This is a genomic window from Actinokineospora sp. NPDC004072, from assembly GCF_053604195.1.
The window spans coordinates 165,728-186,402 of the sequence record NZ_JBSGHB010000011.1 but is presented as its reverse complement, the minus strand read 5'-3'; the positions used below and the strand labels follow the sequence as shown (position 1 = coordinate 186,402).

At 67.3% G+C, this 20,675-nt stretch carries 18 protein-coding genes and 2 pseudogenes; 11 read left to right on the top strand and 9 right to left on the bottom strand.

What is annotated here, in order from left to right:
- Positions 1 to 53: 53 nt before the first annotated feature.
- Positions 54 to 872, bottom strand: a pseudogene (locus ACWEPX_RS18940) (alkaline phosphatase D family protein); the annotation flags it as partial.
- Positions 873 to 931: 59 nt separating this feature from the next.
- Here ACWEPX_RS18940 and ACWEPX_RS18935 point away from each other — a divergent pair.
- Positions 932 to 2,542: a recombinase family protein gene (locus ACWEPX_RS18935; RefSeq protein WP_451898498.1), complete on the top strand. Its 1,611-nt coding sequence runs from the start codon at positions 932 to 934 to the stop codon at positions 2,540 to 2,542.
- A gap of 404 nt (positions 2,543 to 2,946) precedes the next feature.
- On the opposite strand, the gene ACWEPX_RS18930 is transcribed toward ACWEPX_RS18935, so the two are convergent.
- From ACWEPX_RS18930 to ACWEPX_RS18915, 4 genes are all read right to left on the bottom strand, one after another.
- On the bottom strand, positions 2,947 to 5,004 hold the full coding sequence (locus tag ACWEPX_RS18930; RefSeq protein WP_451898497.1) for a hypothetical protein: 2,058 nt from the start codon (positions 5,002 to 5,004) through the stop codon (positions 2,947 to 2,949).
- Positions 5,005 to 5,590: 586 nt separating this feature from the next.
- Positions 5,591 to 5,827, bottom strand: a complete 237-nt coding sequence (locus ACWEPX_RS18925) for a hypothetical protein (protein ID WP_451898496.1) — start codon at positions 5,825 to 5,827, stop codon at positions 5,591 to 5,593.
- A gap of 251 nt (positions 5,828 to 6,078) precedes the next feature.
- Entirely contained in the window at positions 6,079 to 6,618 is a 540-nt protein-coding gene (locus tag ACWEPX_RS18920) for an NUDIX hydrolase (RefSeq protein WP_451898495.1), read from the bottom strand.
- Between the two features lie 29 nt (positions 6,619 to 6,647).
- Complete coding sequence (locus tag ACWEPX_RS18915; RefSeq protein ID WP_451898494.1) at positions 6,648 to 8,096, bottom strand: helix-turn-helix domain-containing protein; 1,449 nt, start codon at positions 8,094 to 8,096, stop codon at positions 6,648 to 6,650.
- A gap of 334 nt (positions 8,097 to 8,430) precedes the next feature.
- On the opposite strand from ACWEPX_RS18915, the gene ACWEPX_RS18910 reads away from it, so the two are divergent.
- From ACWEPX_RS18910 to ACWEPX_RS18900, 3 genes are all read left to right on the top strand, one after another.
- Positions 8,431 to 8,862, top strand: a complete 432-nt coding sequence (locus ACWEPX_RS18910; protein ID WP_451898493.1) for an Imm1 family immunity protein — start codon at positions 8,431 to 8,433, stop codon at positions 8,860 to 8,862.
- 562 nt (positions 8,863 to 9,424) lie between these two features.
- A complete protein-coding gene (locus ACWEPX_RS18905; protein WP_451898492.1) occupies positions 9,425 to 9,922 on the top strand; it encodes a hypothetical protein in 498 nt (165 codons plus the stop codon).
- A gap of 32 nt (positions 9,923 to 9,954) precedes the next feature.
- Complete coding sequence (locus ACWEPX_RS18900) at positions 9,955 to 10,842, top strand: helix-turn-helix domain-containing protein (protein ID WP_451898594.1); 888 nt, start codon at positions 9,955 to 9,957, stop codon at positions 10,840 to 10,842.
- Positions 10,843 to 10,941: 99 nt separating this feature from the next.
- Here ACWEPX_RS18900 and ACWEPX_RS18895 read toward each other — a convergent pair.
- Positions 10,942 to 11,667, bottom strand: a pseudogene (locus ACWEPX_RS18895) (alkaline phosphatase D family protein); the annotation flags it as partial.
- A gap of 112 nt (positions 11,668 to 11,779) precedes the next feature.
- Between ACWEPX_RS18895 and ACWEPX_RS18890 the strand changes: the two are divergent.
- Positions 11,780 to 12,667 carry a patatin-like phospholipase family protein gene (locus ACWEPX_RS18890; RefSeq protein ID WP_451898491.1) on the top strand — a complete coding sequence of 296 codons (888 nt, stop codon included), beginning with the start codon at positions 11,780 to 11,782 and terminating at the stop codon, positions 12,665 to 12,667.
- Between the two features lie 314 nt (positions 12,668 to 12,981).
- Here the strand turns inward: ACWEPX_RS18890 and ACWEPX_RS18885 are convergent, their stop codons facing one another.
- Positions 12,982 to 13,494 carry a GNAT family N-acetyltransferase gene (locus ACWEPX_RS18885; protein WP_451898490.1) on the bottom strand — a complete coding sequence of 171 codons (513 nt, stop codon included), beginning with the start codon at positions 13,492 to 13,494 and terminating at the stop codon, positions 12,982 to 12,984.
- Positions 13,473 to 14,510 carry a toll/interleukin-1 receptor domain-containing protein gene (locus tag ACWEPX_RS18880; protein WP_451898489.1) on the bottom strand — a complete coding sequence of 346 codons (1,038 nt, stop codon included), beginning with the start codon at positions 14,508 to 14,510 and terminating at the stop codon, positions 13,473 to 13,475. The genes ACWEPX_RS18885 and ACWEPX_RS18880 overlap by 22 nt, the downstream gene beginning before the upstream one ends.
- 207 nt (positions 14,511 to 14,717) lie before the next feature.
- On the opposite strand from ACWEPX_RS18880, the gene groES reads away from it, so the two are divergent.
- Positions 14,718 to 15,011 (top strand): co-chaperone GroES, encoded by a 294-nt coding sequence (gene groES, locus ACWEPX_RS18875; RefSeq protein ID WP_189209554.1) that lies wholly within the window; start codon positions 14,718 to 14,720, stop codon positions 15,009 to 15,011.
- Positions 15,012 to 15,091: 80 nt separating this feature from the next.
- On the top strand, positions 15,092 to 16,717 hold the full coding sequence (gene groL / locus ACWEPX_RS18870) for a chaperonin GroEL (protein ID WP_451898488.1): 1,626 nt from the start codon (positions 15,092 to 15,094) through the stop codon (positions 16,715 to 16,717).
- A gap of 46 nt (positions 16,718 to 16,763) precedes the next feature.
- Here groL and ACWEPX_RS18865 read toward each other — a convergent pair whose 3' ends face one another.
- Positions 16,764 to 17,063 (bottom strand): WhiB family transcriptional regulator, encoded by a 300-nt coding sequence (locus tag ACWEPX_RS18865; protein ID WP_451898487.1) that lies wholly within the window; start codon positions 17,061 to 17,063, stop codon positions 16,764 to 16,766.
- A 213-nt stretch (positions 17,064 to 17,276) separates the two neighbouring features.
- Here ACWEPX_RS18865 and ACWEPX_RS18860 point away from each other — a divergent pair, with 213 nt between their 5' ends.
- The 4 genes from ACWEPX_RS18860 (at position 17,277) to ACWEPX_RS18845 (ending at position 20,674) form a co-directional block, all read left to right on the top strand.
- Entirely contained in the window at positions 17,277 to 18,236 is a 960-nt protein-coding gene (locus tag ACWEPX_RS18860; protein ID WP_451898486.1) for a MerR family transcriptional regulator, read from the top strand.
- 31 nt (positions 18,237 to 18,267) lie between these two features.
- The gene (locus ACWEPX_RS18855; protein WP_451898485.1) at positions 18,268 to 19,098 is read left to right on the top strand and encodes a hypothetical protein; all 831 of its coding nucleotides are present in this window, start codon (positions 18,268 to 18,270) and stop codon (positions 19,096 to 19,098) included.
- Positions 19,099 to 19,220: 122 nt separating this feature from the next.
- On the top strand, positions 19,221 to 19,817 hold the full coding sequence (locus tag ACWEPX_RS18850; protein WP_018682728.1) for a response regulator transcription factor: 597 nt from the start codon (positions 19,221 to 19,223) through the stop codon (positions 19,815 to 19,817).
- A gap of 284 nt (positions 19,818 to 20,101) precedes the next feature.
- Positions 20,102 to 20,674: a sigma-70 family RNA polymerase sigma factor gene (locus ACWEPX_RS18845; protein WP_451898484.1), complete on the top strand. Its 573-nt coding sequence runs from the start codon at positions 20,102 to 20,104 to the stop codon at positions 20,672 to 20,674.
- Position 20,675: the final 1 nt, after the last annotated feature.

The window sequence follows — 20,675 nt, the reverse complement described above, 5'->3', positions numbered from 1 at the left end:
ATGCCACTCTGCTCGGCTCGGCCTTTCCCCGTCAACGCACCTCGGCCTGGAGATCAAGCGCGGTGCAACGTCGGGTCGCGGTCGGCTACGACGAATGTCGCAGCGGTGGTGGCCGGGGCGTTCGGGGTGCTGACCGCGGGGAGGGTGCGGAAGTCGGCCCGCAGTTCGCGTGCGCTGATCCGGGTGCGCACGTAGCCGCGGCGGTTGCTGTAGAACTTCAGATGCGGGTTCTCCGCCAGGACCGCGGCGTTGTCGGAGTCGTCGCCGTCGCCGCCGGAGGTCACCGAGGTGGCGACGAGCTCGGTCGCCACCCGGCGGGAGTCGGGGCGGTCCCAGGTCTCCAGCACCTCGCCCGCCCAGTGCCGGTGCACGTCGCCGGTCAGCACGACGGCGTTGCGGGTCCGGCCGAGCATCCCGGCGACGCGGTCGCGGTTGGCCTGGTAGCCGTCCCAGCTGTCCATGCTGAAGCCCTGGTCCGGGCCGACCCGCAGGTCGCGCTGGGCGAAGAACACCTGCTGGCCCAGCACGTCCCAGCGGGCCCGGGACCGGGCCAGCCCGTCGGCCAGCCACCGCTCCTGCTCGACGCCGGTGATCGTCCGAGTCGGGTCCAGCCGCTCCGCGCAGTCGACCCGCGTGCCGTCGCCGCACGCCTGGTCGTCGCGGTACTGGCGGGTGTCGAGCATGTGGAAGTTCGCCAGCGAGCCCCAGCCGATCCGCCGGTAGAGCCGCATGTCGATGCCGCGCGGGCGGGCCGCCCGGCGCAGCGGCATGTTCTCGTAGTACGCCTGGAAGGCCGCGGCGCGCCGGTCGAGGAAGGCCGGGTCCGGCTGCTCGGGGACCTCGTCCGCCCAGTTGTTCTCGGTCTCGTGGTCCCACCAAGCGGGTCAGCCAACTACAGTCGACAAGCGGCCTACCAGCGAGGATACGAGCGATGAGCGCATCACCTACCCGCCGTGCACGGCGCAAGTTCCAGAAGCAACTCAGCGACAAGCCCGCAGTGGTCCCGTTCACCCCGGATGGTGACGGCGCGGTCTGCTACGCGCGTCAGTCGCACTACACCGACGAGAGCATGTCGAGTGCGACGCAGACGAAGGAAACGCACCGTTGGTCTAATGCCTTCGGAGTTCCCATTCTCGCCACCGTGGAAGACTTGCACGTGTCGGGCGATCTCGACCCTTTCAAGAGGGAAGGGCTGAAAGAGTGGCTGACCGATGCGCCTCCCCGCCCGTGGAAGACCCTGGTTGTGTCGAAGCTGGATCGCCTCGTTCGAAACGTCATGGATGCGCTGACGCTACTGGACTGGCTGCGGGCGCGTGGAAAGCGACTCATCTGCATCGCCGAAGGCATCGATTCGTCGAATTCGATGAGCGAGTTCATGATCACGCTCATCGCTGCCTTTGCTCGAATGGAACGGGAGCGGATGCGCGAGAGGTTCCGCGCATCCAAAGCCGCATTGAAAGAGGCGGGCCGTTGGGGTGGTGAAGGGCACCTCTACGGAACGATGCCGGTGGAATTGCCTGGGGGCGGTTGGATTCTCGGCCTAGATCAGTACGCGGTCAAGGTTCTGCACAAGCTCTCGGAGCAGGCGCGTCAAGGGACCGGGCTTTCCGCTATGTGTCGATGGTTGAACGAAAACCACGTCGTCAGTCCGAGGGACCGTCAACTACAGCTATCAGCCGAACGGCGTGGTCACGACCCGGGCAGTGTCGAACTGAAGGGGTACGAGTGGAACGTCACTGTTCTGCGCAGGCTGCTTGAGCACCCGGACCTCGTGGAGTTCGGCATTTTCGAACCCGCCGAACAGGCTGAGATTTCAGCCAAGCTGGATGAGAAGGCGCGGCGCAAGAGTAGAGGCAGCAACCAGCCCTACCCGTTCTCTGGGGTTCTGGTCTGCGCGGATTGCCTGGAACCCCTGTGGCACCGGATCGCTACTGCGAAGCGGACAGCCAAGGATGGGTCAACGGTGTCCTACCTTTACAACTACTGGCAGTGCCCCACCCGGCAACATGGACCCGCGATGCGGGTAGAGGTTATCGAACCGATGGCGGAACAGACCTTCTACAGGCTCTTCGCGATGGTGCCCGTTCGGGAACGGATCGTGTTGCCGCCGACCAGCCATGCCAACGAGATCGCCAAACTTGAACGCGAATACTCCCGCGCGATGACGGCGGTCGCCAAAGCGACAACGCCCGCGGATCGGCGCAGGGTGATGGATGAGGGAGATCGAATTCTTCGCGATATCGACACGCTCCGGGCTCTGCCCGCCGACCCTGGGGGCGTGCGTTGGGTTCCCACCGATCGGACTTGGCAGGAAGAGTTGGCTGGGTTGTCTCCTGAGGATCGACGGCTGCGATGGTTGGAACTGGGATACCGATTCGCGGTGCGCAAGAACCCGGATGGAACACTGGATGCTGGTTTCCGCCTGCCAGACGGCTGGCGCGAAGCCATGCCTGAACTAGCTCAGCATGTCGAGACCATTACTCTCGATGGTGCGCAAGCGAGCACGGTTACTATCCCCCTCGACACGCCAGTCAAGAGTTAGGGGGACCCGTTTCGACTGCATCGTGTTGGTTATTCTGAACCTTGCACGTTCAAATTCATTGGCCAATCGAACAAGGGGTGAGCCCCTTCCATGCAGCATGGAGGGGGCTCACCCTTATCTAGCGTTCGTATCGTGGTTGCGTGGGGATCAGCAGGTCGCATGCCTCCCTAATTTTCGCCGCGACCTGTTCGGCGTCCTTACCCGCGACGGTCACCCAAAGTGAACCGTCCGATCCATTCATCAGCGTAACCGCAATCATCCTGCTCGCGGAAGCAGCGGCGGGGATCGTTCGCCCCCGATCGTCGTTAGGGTTATCCAGTTCAACTTCACGGTCTCGAATCGCATTTTCTCTGCCGCTTTCCTGAGTGCGGTTAGTTGCAGAAGCCTCTGCTCCCTGTGAGTGGTCAGCCGCCGTGGTGACCACCTCCACTCGCACCGGGGAGGGAGCTGCTCGGCCCGCCCTCCGGTGCGCGGACTACGAGGGTTTCCGCGTCGTGGGCGTGCGCGCTCGGCTGACTCCCTCCCTGATAACCGCCCTGGTCAGGCCAGGGATGTGGGACATAGGAAGAGGTAGGGATAGGTCCCTGGCTCCCTGGTGTCTCCCTGTGGCCACGACGGTTGATCGCGTCCGCGACGTCATCGGCTCGGACGACCATCGCGCCGTCGGACTTTCGTGGCCGGATGCCATATTCCGTCAAGACTGCCCGCAGGTTCCGCGCATTCCACGGTTCGTAAACAGTCGGGTTGAGCGCGGCTAACCGGGCAAGGACGACCTGAGTCCTCACCCTTGGTTCGCCGTTGATCACCTGGTGGATATCGGATAGGTGGTCGACGGTCGCCCCCTCGATCTCCAACCTGTTCTCGACCGCGTATACCTGTGCGTTTCCCTCACGGAGGGTTAGAGCGCGAGCCACTACCGGGGTGACTTCATCGCTCCCGTCCTCGAAGGCTACGTAGAACGTGCGGACCAGATCGAAGGGACTGTCTGTGACTCCGACCGCGACGCAGGTTCCCCGGTCGGTGCCCATGCGCAATTCTGTCGCCCGGATGCCAGCCCGGTACTTGCCTGAGCCAAGGAGTCCGTCGTTGGCAACATGGTCGGCGACGGAAAATGCGATGCCACAGGAGACGTTCCGGGTCACCTCCTTGGGAATGCTGTCCTTTGTCGGCGATTGAGTGGCCAGTAGCAGGATGACTCCGTACTTGCGGCCACGCTTGATCAGCCGTACGGCAAGTTCCTCGGCCTTCTTGCCGTAGCGAGGGTGCTGGAACAACTCATGGCATTCGTCGATCGCCAGGATCAGCGGATGGAGTCCGAGTCCGGGGCGGTCGGCCAGACGACGGGAGATCTTGGGCGGACGGCCCGGCTGGCAGCCGAGCACCTTCCCCCGCCGCTCCATCTCGCCCAGCAGGTCTTCCAGGGCGGCTACGGCGTCAGCGGCCACCGAGTCATCCATGCCCACCCGGTAGCGGCCCAGGCGCGGCGCTAGGGGCTCGAAATCCGGGCTCTCGCCCATCACGAACACCCACAGTTCCGCTGTCGGGTCCAGCCCGGCCCCCAGCAGCAGAACCCGCAAGACGTTCGACTTGCCTTGTCCCGGCCTGCCACCAACCAGCCAGTTGGACGCGAACAGCGGGCCGCTGATCACCTCACCACGCTGCGAGAGCCCGAACGGAACCCCGTCGAACACGTCTACGGTCCCGTCGTGCAGCAGCGGCCACTCACCCGCGCCGCCGGACAGGGTTCCTTTGTCGGCAACCCACAGGTCCAACAGACCGTCTTCGGCGCCGGTGGTCGGCCATGTCTCCAACGCAGCTCGGCCGAGATTCGCGGCCAGCACCTTGCGCCGGTCGGTCACCATCTCCGCCGTCACCCCGAGGGGAAGTCGAACCTGCGCGTAGGTGCCGTCACCGTCCTTGCGGGCGGGAACCGTGTAGACGAGTTCGCCGCCGCGTTTGACGAAGGTGTTGAGCGGGGCGATTCCGAGATGGGTCAACGCACGGGAGATCATCCTCTCGTCAACCCACGAGTCGGAGTCGTCGCGGTCCGGGCGGGTCAACCACCCTGCGCCGGGCGTGCGGTCCCGGCCCTCCCACACAGCAGCCGCGACGAGTGCGGTCGTGCCGATGACGGGTAGCCACGTCCAGGCGACCAATGCCGCGCCAGCTAGCGCGTCACGGACCGCGTAGACGGCCCGCAACCACCCCGGCAGGCTCGCCCGGTCGGCGAACATGGCGACCAGCGCCAGGAGGAACAGCACTACCGCCACCACGGCGGCCGAGACCACTGCGCGTCGCAGGAAGACCCCGCACTTGGCCCACCTAACCCGGGCATCGGCGCGGATCAGCTCCTGCGCGGTCCGCCGGGCTGCCGTGTCGCCTGCCAGCCGGGCGGCGCGTGCGTCAGCCCTGAGGTCGGCATAGGACACCCATCGCCATGCCTTGCCGATCCACCTGCCCACGCCGCGCACCAGGAACCACAGCAGTCTGACTGCATCACGTGGGGCTTTCCGCACCCGATAGGCAGCCACCGACCGTGCGCGAACCACCACGTCAAGAGCAGCGATGGAGCGCCCCGCGGAGCAAACCCACTGCCACCTTCTAGAGGTGGGTTTCGCTTGCGTAGCAACGGCTTCCTCGGGTAGCACTTCCCCTTCGAACACGTGTCGAACCAGAGCCCGGCCAGTCTGATCGGGCACGTTCTGATCCGTCATCGGCGACCACCGCCCGAGCGGTCACGGCGGGACGTCCCAGAGGAAATGGTCAGTGCCCGAACCAACGTCCCGCTCGCGAGCAGCGCAGGCAACAGCAACGCACCGGCCTTCACCGCCCACGTGCTGCTCGGGTGGGTCAGCGCCAACCACTGCCCACCACAAACCGCGATCGCTACGACCACGGTTCGTCCAACAAGCGAGAACAACCGCGTGCCAGACCTCGCGTGCTCAGCCGCGAGGCGCGCCCGCCGCGCCGATGAGCGGCACACCCACAAGACGACCAATGCGGCCGTCAGGCCAGCCAACGCCTGTACCGGCGTGAGAGTCCAACCGCTCATCGCGCTTCACCCCACACGCCCCAAGCGGCCGCTTCCGGGTCGGCGTAGTACGCGGCAGCGCTGTCGTATGCCTGTGCGTAAGCGGCCGCAATAGCCGCAACCTTGCTGGCCTGGTCAGCGATCAGTCGGTACAGCCAAGCGCCTTGGTCGGGCGCACAAGCGACATTCTCTAGTTCCTCGCCCAGATAGCCCAAGTGGTAGAGGCGGGCTTGCAGCGATTCCCAGCGTTCCATCGGTGGTTGATCCTTCGGTGACGAGTCCCACGCGACGAGGGACTGGTTGGAGCCTGTTCACGGGAATTCGTGAACCGCTGCAACCAGTAAGCCCGTCGTGCCATGGGCATCACTACATCGGATCTGGAATAGGCTTATACCGTCAGCGGAATGCCGCAGGTCAGCCGCGGTGTCGATCGCCCGCGTATGCCGAGAAAGAATATGTGAGGACGACTATTCATCTGGAGAATGTTGATCTTCGGGGGCTTAGCCTATGAGTGGTGGCCAACCAGCTTGTGGTGAAGAAGCAGCAACGCGGCGACGGCATTGGCACTACGGACCTCGCCCTTGCTGATCAACTCAGGCACGCGCTCAAGCGCAACCCACTCCCGGCGGCCTGACTCGAAATCGTCTTCAGGATGCCCGACATACTCCGCGCCTTCGGCCCAGTAGACGTGGTGCAAGGCGTCAGAAAGACCGTTAGACGGCTCAACCGTCATGAGCGGGTGCAATCGACCTGCTCGCCAACCCGTCTCTTCAAGCATCTCCCGTGCCGCTGCCTCTTCGATGGTTTCACCGTCGTCAACGACGCCAGCGGGCAGCTCCCACCCCCACGTATCCGTGATGAACCGGTGTCGCCACAACAGCATCACTTCGTTCTGCGCGTTGACGGCCGCAGTGAGGGCAACGGGTCGCTGGCGGATGACGAAATGGTCCAGGTGGCGACCGTCGGGCAACTCGACATCGGCTAGCTTGACCTTGAACCACCGGTTCTCATAGACCGGTGTTTCGCCAAGATTCTTCCATTCCACGCCGATGGCCTCCTATTGCGGCGAGTCTCCTACGGAATAAACGAGATAGCGGTATCTATCCTAGCTATGGCTTCTCGGCTCACGGTGGCTGGGCGGCTGGCGAGTGCATTGCGAAGCTTGGCGAACCGACTGGCCAAGCGACGAGAGTCCATCCCGCGGGCTATTTCCACCATCTCGCAGGCGAGCGCGGAAGCGCGTTCAAGATCTCCCTTTGCGTACTCCAACGTTGCCAACGACGCGAGGCGATTGACCTTCCCCCGAGCGTGCCCTTCGCTGAGAACTGATTGTTCGGCGTAGCGGTGGGCTGCGGCAATCTCTCCCAGGTTGGTCAGGGCTTCGGCAAGCTGAGCCTGCAAGTGCCCTTCCTGCGCATAACTTGCCTCGCCCACCTCGCCGTTGCCGGAGACGTTGGCTACCGCTGACTCGATCTCACGGATCGCAGACATAGCCGAAGCGGTGTCGCCCATCGATGCCAAGGCTTTGGCTTTCATTGTCTGCAAATCGATGCTCAACGGCGACACCGGCGCTTTCCCGGAAGAGCGTAGACCCAAATCGGCTAGGTTCACCGCTTGTACGTAGTCCTCTAACGCGAGCGCTTGATTGGCCATTAGAGCCAGCACATACGAGTGGAACCGACGGTCTTGCGTGCGCTCCGCGATCGCCAAAGCTTGGTAGAACCGGGAGTGAGCGACGGACCATTCTTCGGAGTCGTATGCGCAAACTCCCGCGAGCGCGACCAGACTCCCAAAGGCTCGCTGCCTTCGCAGTTCTAGTTCGTCGTGGGATGCGCCGCCGCCGAGTAGCATCGGCACCGCCTCGCGGGCAAGGAAGGAATCGATTCTGCTTCCCGCGGCCAGTCCTCCAGAGTTGCGGTACATCTGCTCGAAGTGAACTCGCGCCTCGGACATGCGGTGGACGACAAGGATAGGGTCGTTGATCGCACCAGCGGGAGTTGACAGGGCGCTTACTCGATGGATTGTCGGGTATTGAGCTCCCAAGGTGGGCGAGTTGACCGACGCGGCCGGATCAACGTTGATTCGTGTCTGCCCCGGTAGGTCGAACCACAGCATGCGTTGCGGAATGTGGAGAATCGAAGCGTAGGATCTGAGAGTGTCCAGGTTGTTCTCAGGTTTCCCGTTCTCCAGCTTGGAAACCTGCGCCTGCGTGAGCCCCAACCAGCGCCCAAGGGTTTGCTGGTTCAGCGCCTTCCCGAACAGCTTCAGAAAGTGCGGGTGGTGTCGGTACGCCTTGAGAACCCGGCCGATGTGCTGGGATTGGAACGCCGCACGTAGGGCGTCCGTTTCCCAGAAACCTTCTCCTACAGGTGCCGGGGTGCGAAGTTGATCGCGCTGGTCGCGGAGGCAGCGACCGCAGAGTTGGGCAGTGTTGTCCGGTGTAAGCGGGGATGAGCAACTAGCGCACTTCTTGGGAACACCACCGATCCTGCTGCTTGCCCACTTGCTCTTGTCGCTGCTCATCAGGCCCCCTGTGTCACCGCCTCTCCAGGGTAGCCCTGTCGCTCCGCATGCAGCGACCTTTGGTGCGTTCCTGCCTGCACCAGCTCCTTGCGTGCCTGCGGAGCAGGTGACCCCCCGCGCGCGTGTCCCCTATCCGGGTGAACCCTGGGATGCCGGATGTGCTGTTCGACCTCGCAGTTATGCCGCGCCTGGCATAGGCCATTCTCAAATGGTAATAGACATCTACCCTGCAGGTGGTCGACCTTTGTCGCACGAAATGGGCGACGGGCGTCGCGACAATGAGTGCGATACGGGAGAAGGCTATGGGAGCGTTGTTTGTTAGACGCAAACTCGAATGATCGTCACGGCTGTGTTGACGACCGGAGTGGGGCGGGTCGTGCGTGGGAAAAGAGAAGCGGTCGGACTGATTGACGAGTTGCTAGGCATCGACCACGGGAGTTGGGAGTCCATCCTCTACCTAGGTGACGTCGAGTACTACACCAGTCGTTCCGGTCCGGTACCGAATCAGCAGATGAGGGTGAGCGCAAGCCCGGCAAAAGGGGCTGCGGCGCTCAATTACCTAGATCATGACGACCCCGGCGGGCCGATGGTCATTTCCTTCAACCCTTCCCCCGAACCGCCAGAGGTCGACCTCATCTTTAATGGGTCGACGGGTGCTACGTTCCCTCGGTCGGCCGCAATACCCATCGCAGCTGCGCGCACGGCGTTGATTGAATGGCTGGATACGGGCACTCGGCCTGAGTGCATCCAATGGGTGCCGCTCTAGCGGAAAGAATCGCTAGTGACGGCTGAACACCAAGGACCATGCAATGCGTGGAACATTCAAGTCCTCGTTCGCGAGCGTTGATCTTTGCCTTTCTGAACTCCGGTTGCGGAGCTGGGCTATCTGGGGGTTCGGTGACCCTGTTGTAGCCCTCTGCGCGACCAAGGACCACCCTAGCGTGGCTGACGTCCTGATAATGTGGTCGGAGAAGGCGGCTATGGCCTATAGGACACCACGCAGCCAAGGAGACGACCCCTTCTTTCCCACGCATGTCATCGACCGGTACGAAGGTGCCGCACTATGGACAATGCGGTGGGTGCTGACGCTTGAACCGCCGGGTTCTGGCATGCCTGTGCTCCACCCTGTGCCGACTGATTTCGCTTTTCCTCCAACGATGCGAAGTCCGCGAAGGATGTGGGCTCCCCGACCTGTCAATAGACGGGACCGAGGGTAGGCGCGGTGGAAACCTGGATGGGGCTCGGAGGGCTTTGCGCTCTAGTTCTTCTGGTTGTCATCGTCGTGGTGCTTGATTCGCGGTGAGCAGTCGCGGAAATGGAGAGGCGAGATGGGACTCAACAAGCAGAGGTACGTTCAAAAGCTGGAGAAGGCTATCGAAGCGGCCTACGGCACGAGAAGCGTCGAGCCTGCCTTAAACATTGCCAGCGAGGCCATTGACCTCGGCCAGGTGCATAAAGGGCTGTCGGCGACCATGCTGGTCCAGATGGTTGCGGCTCACATGGCGCTATGCGATGGCTACGACCTAGTTACTGAACTGGGGCCATATCAGATAATTCGTGACGAGTTGATCCGCTTAGGCATGTGTAGCGTGGACGATGTGCGCCGACGCGAGGAAGGTGTTCTTCTCGCTTTTGGCAGACAGTACGGCTTTCTTGATAAGCGACAATGGGAGCGCCTTCGAGATGCCATAGTTCGTGACGACATCGGAGACGCCGAGGCGCTGCTTCGAGGAATTGTTCCAGTTGACCTTCCTCGAACAAGTGACACGACTCGCCGCCTGTCCACTGTGTTTATGAGAAGTATTGCATCAGATTGGCGAAGGTAACTTTCTATGGCTGTGAGAGGTATTTGATCAGCATGGGTGGTAATTTCCGGCCGCCACAGGTGCGAGATCGAGTGTTGGGTGTACTCCTGCGAGCGGCTCGGACTAGGGCGGGACTGACGCTCGAAGACGCAGCGACCATCGCCGGGAGTTCCATGTCGACATTAAGTCGTATCGAGAACGGCAAGCGGAAGATTGCTATCGACGAGCTCGCCGTCCTGCTGACGCTGTATAAGGTTCCGCTGCGAGACCGCGCGCGAATGCTTGCCGCTTCCCGAGTCGGCTCCTTGGCGGTGTGGTGGCAGGATTGGGGAGACCCAGGATGGCAGACCACCGTTTGGGCGGAGCATCAAGCGCAGGCGATACAGATAACCGAGTGGTCGATTCTTGCGATCCCGACATTGTTGCAGACTCACGACTATGCTTTGGGATTGCTAGCGGCTAGCGGGGTGTCGACTCAGAAGTGTCAAAGTATCTGGGAGATGCGGCAGCGGCGACAGCACGCCGCGCCCCCGATTGACTACGTAGCCTATATCCATCAGAACGCGCTGAGAATCCCGTTCGGTGGTGCAGAAGGGTTCGCCGAGCAGGTGCGCCATCTACTAGCGATGGCAGATCGAGGTTGGGGAATCCGGGTCGTACAAGCGGATGTGGCGACAACTTTCCTGGCGCACTCGTGGATGTTGCTTCAGTTCGCGAGAGAATCGCCGCTTGCCTACGTGCCACTGCACAATGAGTGTGGGATTTATCTGCACGAGCACGAGGCGAGCGCCTACGTGCAAGAGGCGCGCCGTCTTAGAGAAGTGGCACTCTCGAGGGACCGAACTCGCGACCACCTGAGGCGTGCAGTGGATGAGGCTTGGGCCGCTTCCCGCCGGACGGGGCTCGCCAGTGTTCGTAGGGCTGGCGCTTCGCCGTTGTGACGTGCTGGTCCTACCTCTTCGCAGGCTTGGTTTCGACGCCTGGTCAGGAGGAGGAACGGCGCGGGCAGGCTGCTAGACTGCTGCTGTTGTTGGTTGCCCAACCTCGTGGTCGTCCCAGACGACCGCCCAGGGGGCGACGCGGTGGGCCAGCTGGAGGTCGGGATCGGTCTTGTACTGGGCGTGGCGCAGGCGGTAGTCGGCCAGCGTGCGGGTCTCCGGGCCGACGACCTCGCGGACCTCGCCGGGGCGGGCGGCGTACTCGTACTGGTAGTCGCCCAGGTGCAGGACCAGGCCGGGGTCGTCCTCGGCGAGGCGGCGGTAGGCGGTGAAGTAGCCCGCGCCGAAGTGCGAGCAGGAGGCGAAGCACATCGTCAGCGGCGCGCCCAGGGTGCCGGGGTGCGGGGCCGTGCGGGTGCGGCCGACCTCGGTGAGGTGGTCGCCGACGCGGAAGCGGTAGAAGTACTCGGCGTCCGGGCGCAGGCCTGCCACCTCGACGTGCACGCTGTGCGCCGACTCCGGCCGGGCGACGGCCACCCCGGCCCGCACGACGCGCCGGAACCGCTCGTCGGCGGCGACCTGCCAGCGCACCGGGACCGGCCGGGACGGCATGCCGCCGCGCCCGTCGAGGGCCAGCGGCTCGGTGGCCAGGCGGGTCCACAGCACGACGCCGTCGGGGGCCGGGTCGCCGGAGGCGATGCCCAGGGTGAACGGGTCGGCGAGCCTGCGGCTCGGGGCTGCCAGCGCCGGGGCGCCCAGCGCGGTCAGACCGGCGGCGGCCGCGGCCCCGCCCAGCAGGACGGTGCGGCGGGATGCGTGGTGGGTCATCGGGCCTCCCAATCGGATCGGCGGTTGCCGGGGAGCAACGCTGGTGGGCGCCGGTGGCCGTGGCCCGACATCCGGGTGATGGCGGAATGAGCGGTCGTTTACCGTCGCCTGCGTGCACGCAGTCCGCGAGATCCTGCTGGCCCGCCGCTCCGGCGCGGCCGACGACGCCCGGGTGGCGCTGGCGATCGAGGGCGGGGCCAGCCGGGGCGCGTTCTCCGGCGGCATGGTCGCCGCCTTGGCCGAACTCGGCTTCGCCGGGTGCTTCGACGCCGTCTACGGCGCCTCGGCGGGGGCGCTGAACGGCGCGTGGTTCCTCGCGGGCCAGGCGCAGACCGGCGTCCTCGGCTGGTCCGACCCGCTGATCATGCGCCGGGTGACCAACCCGTGGCGGGCGCTGGCGGGCGGCCCGGTGGTCGACACCGAGCACCTGGTCGAGCGCGTCTACCCGGCCATCCCGATGGACTTCGCCGCCATCCTGGCCAACCCGACCACCTTCCACCCCCTGGCCACCGACATCACCACCGGCGCCGCCGTCGACCTGGCCCCCACCATCCACGACGCCGCGTCCCTGCGCGCCGCCCTCCGCGCCTCCACCGCCCTACCGCTGCTCGCAGGCCGCCCCGTCCGCATCGGCGACCGCTCCTACATCGACGCGGGCATCGCCGAATCCCTCCCGTTCCGCACCGCCGTCGCCCAGGGCGCAACCCACGTCCTCCTCCTGCGCACCCGCCCCGACCTCCCCCTGCCGGTCCCGTCCCGCATCGAGACCTCGGTCGTGACCCGCTACCTCCGCCGCACCGCCCCCGGCGCCCTCACGGCCTGGACCACCCGCCACACCCGCGTCACCACCGACGAAACCCACCTGTCCACCAACACCACCATCCTCCAAATCCGCCCACCCGCCGACGCCCCACCCATCACCCGCCTAACCCGAAACCCCCACCACCTCCGCCAAGCCGTCCACCTAGGCCACCAGGCCGTAATCTCCGCCCTGGGCTGACCGCACAACGGCATCGACAAACCGGGGCACGCTCCGATTGAACGTCACCACCCGCCACGTGTTGCCAGCCGTCTACTTTCCCACTCCCACACAAGCGTCGTTTCGGCGCAAGGCAGTAGGCACCCGTATTGCTGCCATGTGGGGATGCCAGGGGTGGCAAAGCTGTGAACGTCGCCGACCAGGGCAAACTCAGGTGGGTTCATGAAGGGGGCGATCCCGAACCGGTTTCAGCGGCGATCCCGCTACCCCGCTTCACGGGTCGCCTCCAGTCGTCTCGGACGAACTTGCCCGCGCAGATTCGCAGAACGAGCGACCTATTCCACCTTTCTCCGCATGCAAACTCGCAGGGCGGGGTCCAAGCCCAGGCGGGCTTCTTCGGCTACCTCGTCGGCCAAGGCGCCGGTTGGGGGGATTTCCACGAAGCCGAGGCGGCGGTAGTAGGGGGCGTTCCAGGGGATGTCGCGGAAGGTGGTGAGGGTGAGGGCGGGGAGGGAGTGGGAGCGGGCCCAGGTTTGGAGGTGGTCGATCAAGGCTTGGCCTAGGCGGTGGCCGCGGAAGGTCGGGTCGGTGGTGACCTGGGCGATGTGGGCGCAGCCGTCGAGGATCTTGGCGAGCAGGTAGGCCGCCGCCACGCCATCCCGATCATGCACCCACGCCCGCCCCTGCCGCGTGAAGTGCGCCAGCACCTCCACCGACGGCGGATCGTGGTCGGCGATCTCCGGCAGGCCGACGTCGCGGAACGCCTGGCCCGCGGCCACCTCGATCTCCTGGAGGCGGGGGAAGTCGGCTGGGGTCGCGGGGCGGATCATCGGGCCAGTCTCGTCCATCCGTGGATGATGCCCACGGCGCTCTGCAGGGCCAGGAAGCCCCGCCGGGTCGGTTCCAGGGCGTGGCGCATGGGGACGCTGGTGGTTTCGGCGGGGCGGAGGAGGTCGAGGAAGTCGCCGCACAGCTCGGACATGTCCTGGAGGGGTTGGGCGCCCGAGCTGAGCTTGGACAGGTCCGCGACCAGCCGGGCGCGCTCGTCGCGCGAGCCCTCCGTCATCACCAGGTCGTAGTACGCCCGCAGGCTGCCGTCCAGCTCCACCGCGGCCTTCTCCAGCGCCGTGCCGTGCCGCTCCAGCTCGGCGCCGCCCGGGAGCAGGACCGCGGCGACGCGCGGGGCCCGCTCCCGGCGCAGCGCCGGGTCGGCGACCAGCTCGGCGGCCCGCTCCAGCTCCGGCAGGTACGCATGCAGCGCCGCGACCAGCTCGACCAGGACGTCGACCAGCGCCTTCCCGCCCGCCGCCATCCGCTCGCCCAGCTGTGCGCGGTCGAGGCCGGGGGCGGGAGCGAGCCGCTGCTCGGCCCGGTTGACCGCCGCGACCAGCTCGCCTGCCAGGCGGGTCATCGTGCCGCGCCACTGCGCGGTGCCCGGGCCCTCGATCGCGGCGGCGCGGAAGTCGAACTGCTGGCGGTCGGCGATGATGCGCACCGCAATGTCCTCGCTGTCGCCGCGGATCTGGCTGTGGCCGAGCACCACCACCGGCAGCAGCAGGTCGACCACGCCGCGGGTGTTGGCCGAGCTGTAGAACTGCAGCAGCTCCTCCCGGCACCACGGCCGCTGGAAGTAGGTCAGCGTGACCAGCGGCAGGAACACCAGCGCGCCCTCGATCGCGGTGCTGATGCCGGTGCGCCACTCGTCGCCCCAGCCCAGCGAGGTGCGGTCGTAGAAGACCTCGACCCGCCTGCCGTGGTCGGCCGAGCAGTAGAACTCCAGGTCCTTGCGGAACGCCTTGACGAACCCCAGGCCCTCGTCGTCGATCTGCGCGTAGCTGAGGAACACGGTGATGGGCGTGGCCATGTCGTTCATCACAGCCCCAGCATCAACCACGGATCGGGCGCCGCGGCAAGTCGGAAACGCGGAGGGGTTCGTTGCAGGGTTAGCAGTCGCCTGGGTAGAGTGCCAGTGCACGGCACCGGACACCGCCCCGGCACCCGCGACGGCGGGGTGGCAGGAGCCGTTGACTACCTGCCAACGCTTTCAAGACGACCCGTGGAGGTCACAGCGGTGAGCGTCAACATCAAGCCGCTCGAGGACAAGATCGTCGTCCAGGCGAGCGAGGCCGAGGCCACGACGGCCTCCGGCCTGGTGATCCCGGACACCGCCAAGGAGAAGCCCCAGGAGGGCAAGGTCCTGGCGGTGGGCCCCGGCCGCATCGACGACAAGGGCAACCGGGTTCCGGTGGACGTCCAGGTCGGCGACGTCGTGATCTACTCCAAGTACGGCGGCACCGAGGTCAAGTACAACGGCGAGGAGTACCTGATCCTCTCCGCCCGCGACGTGCTGGCCGTCATCAACTAGGACCCAGCCGATCGAGCGCCCCGGGCTCCCCTGTGTCACACCGGGGACCGGGGCGCTTCGGCTTGTGAAGAGGGAATCCCATGCCCAAGCAGATTTCTTTCGACGAGGACGCTCGTCGGGCCCTGGAGCGCGGTGTCAACAAGCTCGCCGACGCCGTCAAGGTCACGCTGGGCCCACGCGGTCGGCACGTGGTCCTGGCCAAGAAGTTCGGCGGCCCCACCGTCACCAACGACGGCGTGACCATCGCGCGCGAGATCGAGCTGGAAGACCCGTACGAGAACCTGGGCGCCCAGCTGGCCAAGAACGTGGCCACCAAGACCAACGACGTCGCCGGTGACGGCACCACGACTGCGACCGTGCTGGCCCAGGCGCTGGTGCGCGTCGGCCTGCGCAACGTCGCCGCCGGCGCCAACCCGACCGCGCTCGGCCGGGGCATCCAGGCCGCGGCCGACGCCGTGGTCGAGGCGCTCAAGGCCAAGGCCACCCCGGTCAAGGGCCGCGACAACATCGCCCAGGTCGGCACCGTCGCCTCCCGCGACGCCTCGATCGGCGCGCTGCTCGGCGAGGCCATCGAGAAGGTCGGCGAGGACGGCGTGATCACCGTGGAGGAGTCCTCCACGCTGGCCACCGAGCTGGTCGTCACCGAGGGCGTGCAGTTCGACAAGGGCTTCGTCTCGGCGCACTTCGTCACCGACCCGGAGGCCCAGGAGGCCGTGCTGGAGGACGCCTACGTCCTGCTGCACCGGGAGAAGATCTCCGCGCTGGCCGACCTGCTGCCGATCCTGGAGAAGATCGCCCAGGCGGGCAAGCCCGTGCTGATCGTGGCCGAGGACGTCGAGGGCGAGGCGCTGTCCACCCTGGTGGTCAACGCCCTGCGCAAGACGATCAAGGCCGTCGCGGTCAAGGCGCCGTACTTCGGCGACCGCCGCAAGGCGTTCCTGGACGACCTCGCCGTGGTCACCGGCGGCCAGGTGGTCTCCGCCGAGATCGGCGTGAAGCTGTCGGAGTCGGGCCTCGACGTGCTGGGCACCGCCCGCCGCGTCGTCGTCGGCAAGGACGACACGGTCATCGTCGACGGCGGTGGCACCAAGGAGGCCGTCGCCGGTCGGGCCGAGCAGATCCGCAAGGAGATCGAGGCCACCGACTCCGACTGGGACCGGGAGAAGCTGCAGGAGCGCCTCGCCAAGCTCTCCGGCGGCATCGCCGTGGTCAAGGTCGGCGCGGCCACCGAGACCGAGCTGTCCGAGCGCAAGCACCGCATCGAGGACGCGGTCGCGGCCACCAAGGCCGCCGTCGAGGAGGGCATCGTGCCCGGCGGCGGGTCCGCCCTGGTGCACGTGGCCGCCGAGCTCGAGGGCGACCTGGGGCTGACCGGCGACGAGGCCACCGGCGTGGCCATCGTCCGCGAGGCCCTGGCGGCCCCGCTGACCTGGATCGCCATCAACGGCGGCCAGGAGGGTGCGGTCGTGGTGAGCAAGGTGCGCGAGCTGCCCTGGGGCCAGGGCTTCAACGCCGCCAAGCTGGCCTACGGCGACCTGCTCGCCGACGGCGTCATCGACCCGGTCAAGGTGACCCGCTCCGCGGTCGCCAACGCCGCGTCGATCGCCCGCATGGTGCTCACCACGGAGAGCGCCGTGGTGGAGAAGAAGGAAGACGAGCCCGCCGCCGGACACGGCCACGGGCATGGTCACGGCCACGGCCACTGACCGGTGCGACGAGCGAGGGCCTGTCCGGTGTGGACAGGCCCTCGGTCTACTTCGCCACGGCCAGCGAGCGCTTCTCGGCCTTGATGATGGCCTCCCGCTCGGATTCGGAGAGGCCGCCCCAGATGCCGTAGGGCTCGTGGACGGCCAGCGCGTGCTTGCGGCACAGCGACAGCACCGGGCACGACTGGCAGATCGCCTTGGCCTTGGCCTCGCGCCGGGCCCGGGCAGGCCCGCGCTCGCCGTCGGGGTGGAAGAAGAACGCGCTGTCCATGCCTCGGCATGAACCTTCGAGCTGCCAGTCCCACACATCGGCGTTGGGGCCGGGAAGCCTGCGAGTGTCCGCCATGGTGGCCGCCTCCACGTAGGTAGGACGTTCGGCTGGAGAGTCAATACTCCATTTGGTGCAGTGGATTACACGCTAGAAGCGCGCCAATGCTTGTTCAAGGGAGATCGACTCTTTTGTTGCCCGATTCAGCCGATCGGCATCACCCGGACGACGCAGCGTCATCGCCAGGCCCGGGTTGCCGCCCAACCCGTGTCACCCGACGATGTTGTCGTGGTGACCGAATCCGATGCGGGCGGTGGCGATGAACCCCGGCTCACCGTGGCCGCGGTCGCCCGCAGGCTCGGCATCGCGCCCGCAACCCTGCGCACCTGGGACCGCCGCTACGGCGTCGGGCCGACCGACCACACCACCGGCCGCCACCGCCGGTACGCCCCCGCTGACGTGCGCCGCCTTGAGCTGATGCAGCGCGCCCTCCTGCAAGGCGCATCCCCCGCCGAGGCCGCCGAGTACGCCCTGCGCACCGCCGCCGACCGCCCGGCCCCGTCGATCCCGGCCGCGCGCCAGCGCCCGGGCGGGCGCCAGCTGCTCATGCCCGGCGCGGCCCGCCCGGCCCGCGGCCTCGGCCGGGCGGCGATGGCGATGGACGAGGTGTCGGTGCAGCGGATGCTGGTCGACGCGATCGAGGCCGACGGGGTGGCCGCGGTCTGGGACGACGTCATCCGGCCCGTGCTGGCGGCCATCGGCGGCCGCTCGCTGTACGCGGCGGACTGCGTGGAGGTCGAGCACCTGGTCACCGAGTGCGCGATGGCCGCCATGATCAGGGCGACGCCGCTGGTCACCGCCCCGCGCAACCCGCGCCCGGTGCTGCTGGGCTGCACCCCCGACGAACTGCACAGCCTGCCGCTGTACGTGCTGCGGGCCGCCCTGGCCCGCCGCGGCATCGGCACCCGGATGCTCGGCTCCGCGGTCCCGCTGCCCGCGCTGATCGCCGCCGTGCGCCGCACGGCCCCGGCCGCGGTCGCCCTCTACGCCCAGGTCCCCGCGCACGCCGACGCCACGACCCTGGTGCACCTGCCGCGCACCCGGCAGCGGGTGCACCTGTTCGCCTGCGGACCCGGCTGGCACGGCATCGACCTGCCCGCCCGCGTCGACCGCCTCGACGACCTGGCCTGCGCGGTCGACCACATCGAGTCCTTCGTCGTCGGCAGCCGCCAGGACCGCTGCGGCTCCTAGCGCGCCGCCCCGCCGGGGCAGACTCGTCCAGGTGAGCGATGTTCCTTTCACCTTCGATGAACACCTGCGGGCGGCCGCCTTCGGGACCGCGCCCGATTCGCCCGTTCCGGTGGTCGGGGAAGGCAGTCCGGACGCCTGGCTCGCGGGTGTCGTCCTCGGGGCGCGGGGCTTCTACGCGGCCGCTGCCGCCCACCTGGAACCGCTCATCCGCTCACCCCACCCCGTCCTCGCCGCCCTGGCCGCCGCCACCCGCGCCTCCCACCTCCGCCAGCTGGGCGGCCACGCCGCCGCCCGCCCGCTCGACGCCTACGGCCTCAACCGCATCGCAGGCGCCGATGCCCCCGACGCCGCCTCCGACGTCCTCCTCGGCCTGGCCGCCGATGCCGTCGGGCTCGGCCGGGTCGAGGAGGCGCGCAGGCTGGTCGGCCGGGACACCGGGGCCGTCGGCCCGCGGGCGCTGGTCCGGCGGTGCTGGCTGCGGGCCGAGATCGAGCTGGCCGCGGGGAACGCGGCCGGGGCGATCGCACCCGCCAGGGAAGCGCTCGCCATCGGCTTCCCGTCCGTCCGGCACGGGGTCAAGAGCGCCGTCGTGCTCGCCGCCGCGCTCGCGGCGGCCGGGGAGCGGGACGAGGCGGAGGAACTGCTGATCCGCAACTTGCAGATCGCCGTTCGCCACGGGCTCCGGCCGCTCGTCTGGCCCGCCGCCCTGGTCCTCACCCAACTCGGACATACCGACCGTAAGGAACAAGCGTCCGTTACGTTGCGCTGTGTGCTACGACACTCCGACCCGATCGCCCGAGCCTGCGCCGAGGCGTCCCCCTGGGTCCCCACCTGGCTCTTCTCGTCTGCTCCGAACAGGTGACCCGGGCCTGCCCGCCGATCGGCATCTTTGTTGACAGATTTACCACCGGATCGGGTCAAGGTTCGGCGCGCAGCGTCCGATAGGGGAAATGGAACGTCACTCGGCTGCAGGAAGGAGTCCCCGTGACGACGGTCTTGATCTGCGACGACCGACGCAGCGTCCGGGAGGGCTTGACCCGCGTCATGTCCGCGGTACCAGGGGTCAGTCGCATCGACTGCGTAGCGCACGGTGACGAGTTGCTCGCCCGTTTCTCCCGTCAGCCGGTGGACGTCGTTCTGGTTGGGACCCAGCGCGCCGTGCCGACCGGGGTGGAGGCGACGCGCAGGCTCGTCTCGGCCAATCCGCAGGCCAACGTCATCGTCTTCGGCGCGCCGGACGACGCGGGCAGCATCGCCGCGGCGATCGCGGGCGGGGCCCGCGGCTACCTGCGGTGGGACGCGAGCAGGCCCGAGCTCGTCGCCGCGCTGGCGCACACGCTGGCCAGCACGTCGGTCCCCGCGCCCCGCCAGCCCAGCGACCCCGGGGTCCAGCTCACCGACCGCGAGCTGCAGGTCCTGCGCGGGATGAGCCAGGGCAAGAGCAACGGGCAGATCGGCCGCGAGCTGTACCTGTCGGAGGACACGGTCAAGACGCACGCGCGCAGGCTCTTCCGCAAGCTCGGCGTCCGCGACCGCGCCCAAGCGGTCGCCCACGGCTTCCGGCGCGGCCTGGTCTCCTGACCACCGCGTCGGCGGCGAGCCGTGGGTGCCCGGGTGGGAGCGGGCGCCCACGGCTCGTCGTCTTGTCACCGGCAGTTTCCGCAACCCGAAACTTGCGGACGGCAAGCAGGGCGATAGGGTGTGTCGCTAGTCACGCCACACCCGCGTGTCGCTCCGCCCGCCATCACAGCTGTCCTCCCGGCAACCCGCGAAAGACCGGTACGGTGGGCGGCGACAGTCGAGCGACACGCACGTGCGGTGTCTTCGAGTTGGCCACCTTCGTAACGCCAGGGCTGCATTCTGCGATGACCACAACGGGGGACGGACTGGACACCTGGGTAGGTGCCGCCGTCGAGGGCGACCCTCGCGCGGTCGAGCACGTGCTCGCCTCGGTCCGCCCCCTGGTCGTGCGCTATTGCCGGGCCCGGGTGGGCAGGCAGGAACGCTCGTTCGCCTCGGCGGACGACGTGGCCCAGGAGGTGTGTCTCGCGGTGTTGACGGCCTTGCCGGGGTACCGCGACCAGGGACGCCCCTTCCTCGCCTTCGTCTACGGCATCGCCGCGCACAAGGTCGCCGACGCGCACCGCGCCGCCAAGCGCAACCGCTCCGAGCCGGTCGCCGAGGTGCCCGACGAGGCCGAGACCGACGCCGGGCCCGAGCAGATCGCCATGCAGGTGGAGCTCAGCAGGCGCATGGAGGACCTCCTGCAGATCTTGCCGGACAAGCAGCGTGAGATCGTTGTGCTGCGCGTGGTCGTGGGCCTGTCGGCGGAGGAGACCGCCGAGGCGGTGGGCTCGACGCCGGGGGCGGTGCGGGTGGCCCAGCACCGGGCCCTGGCAAGGTTGCGCAAGACGCTGTCCGCGGAGGAGGTGGTCTGAC

Coding starts and splice junctions, on each gene's coding strand:
- ACWEPX_RS18935 (WP_451898498.1), top strand. CDS start 932: ATGAGCGCATCACCTACCCGCCGTGCACGGCGCAAGTTCCAGAAGCAA.
- ACWEPX_RS18925 (WP_451898496.1), bottom strand. CDS start 5,827: ATGGAACGCTGGGAATCGCTGCAAGCCCGCCTCTACCACTTGGGCTAT.
- ACWEPX_RS18915 (WP_451898494.1), bottom strand. CDS start 8,096: ATGAGCAGCGACAAGAGCAAGTGGGCAAGCAGCAGGATCGGTGGTGTT.
- ACWEPX_RS18910 (WP_451898493.1), top strand. CDS start 8,431: ATGATCGTCACGGCTGTGTTGACGACCGGAGTGGGGCGGGTCGTGCGT.
- ACWEPX_RS18905 (WP_451898492.1), top strand. CDS start 9,425: ATGGGACTCAACAAGCAGAGGTACGTTCAAAAGCTGGAGAAGGCTATC.
- ACWEPX_RS18900 (WP_451898594.1), top strand. CDS start 9,955: ATGGGTGGTAATTTCCGGCCGCCACAGGTGCGAGATCGAGTGTTGGGT.
- ACWEPX_RS18885 (WP_451898490.1), bottom strand. CDS start 13,494: ATGGACGAGACTGGCCCGATGATCCGCCCCGCGACCCCAGCCGACTTC.
- ACWEPX_RS18880 (WP_451898489.1), bottom strand. CDS start 14,510: ATGGCCACGCCCATCACCGTGTTCCTCAGCTACGCGCAGATCGACGAC.
- groL (WP_451898488.1), top strand. CDS start 15,092: ATGCCCAAGCAGATTTCTTTCGACGAGGACGCTCGTCGGGCCCTGGAG.
- ACWEPX_RS18865 (WP_451898487.1), bottom strand. CDS start 17,063: ATGGCGGACACTCGCAGGCTTCCCGGCCCCAACGCCGATGTGTGGGAC.
- ACWEPX_RS18845 (WP_451898484.1), top strand. CDS start 20,102: ATGACCACAACGGGGGACGGACTGGACACCTGGGTAGGTGCCGCCGTC.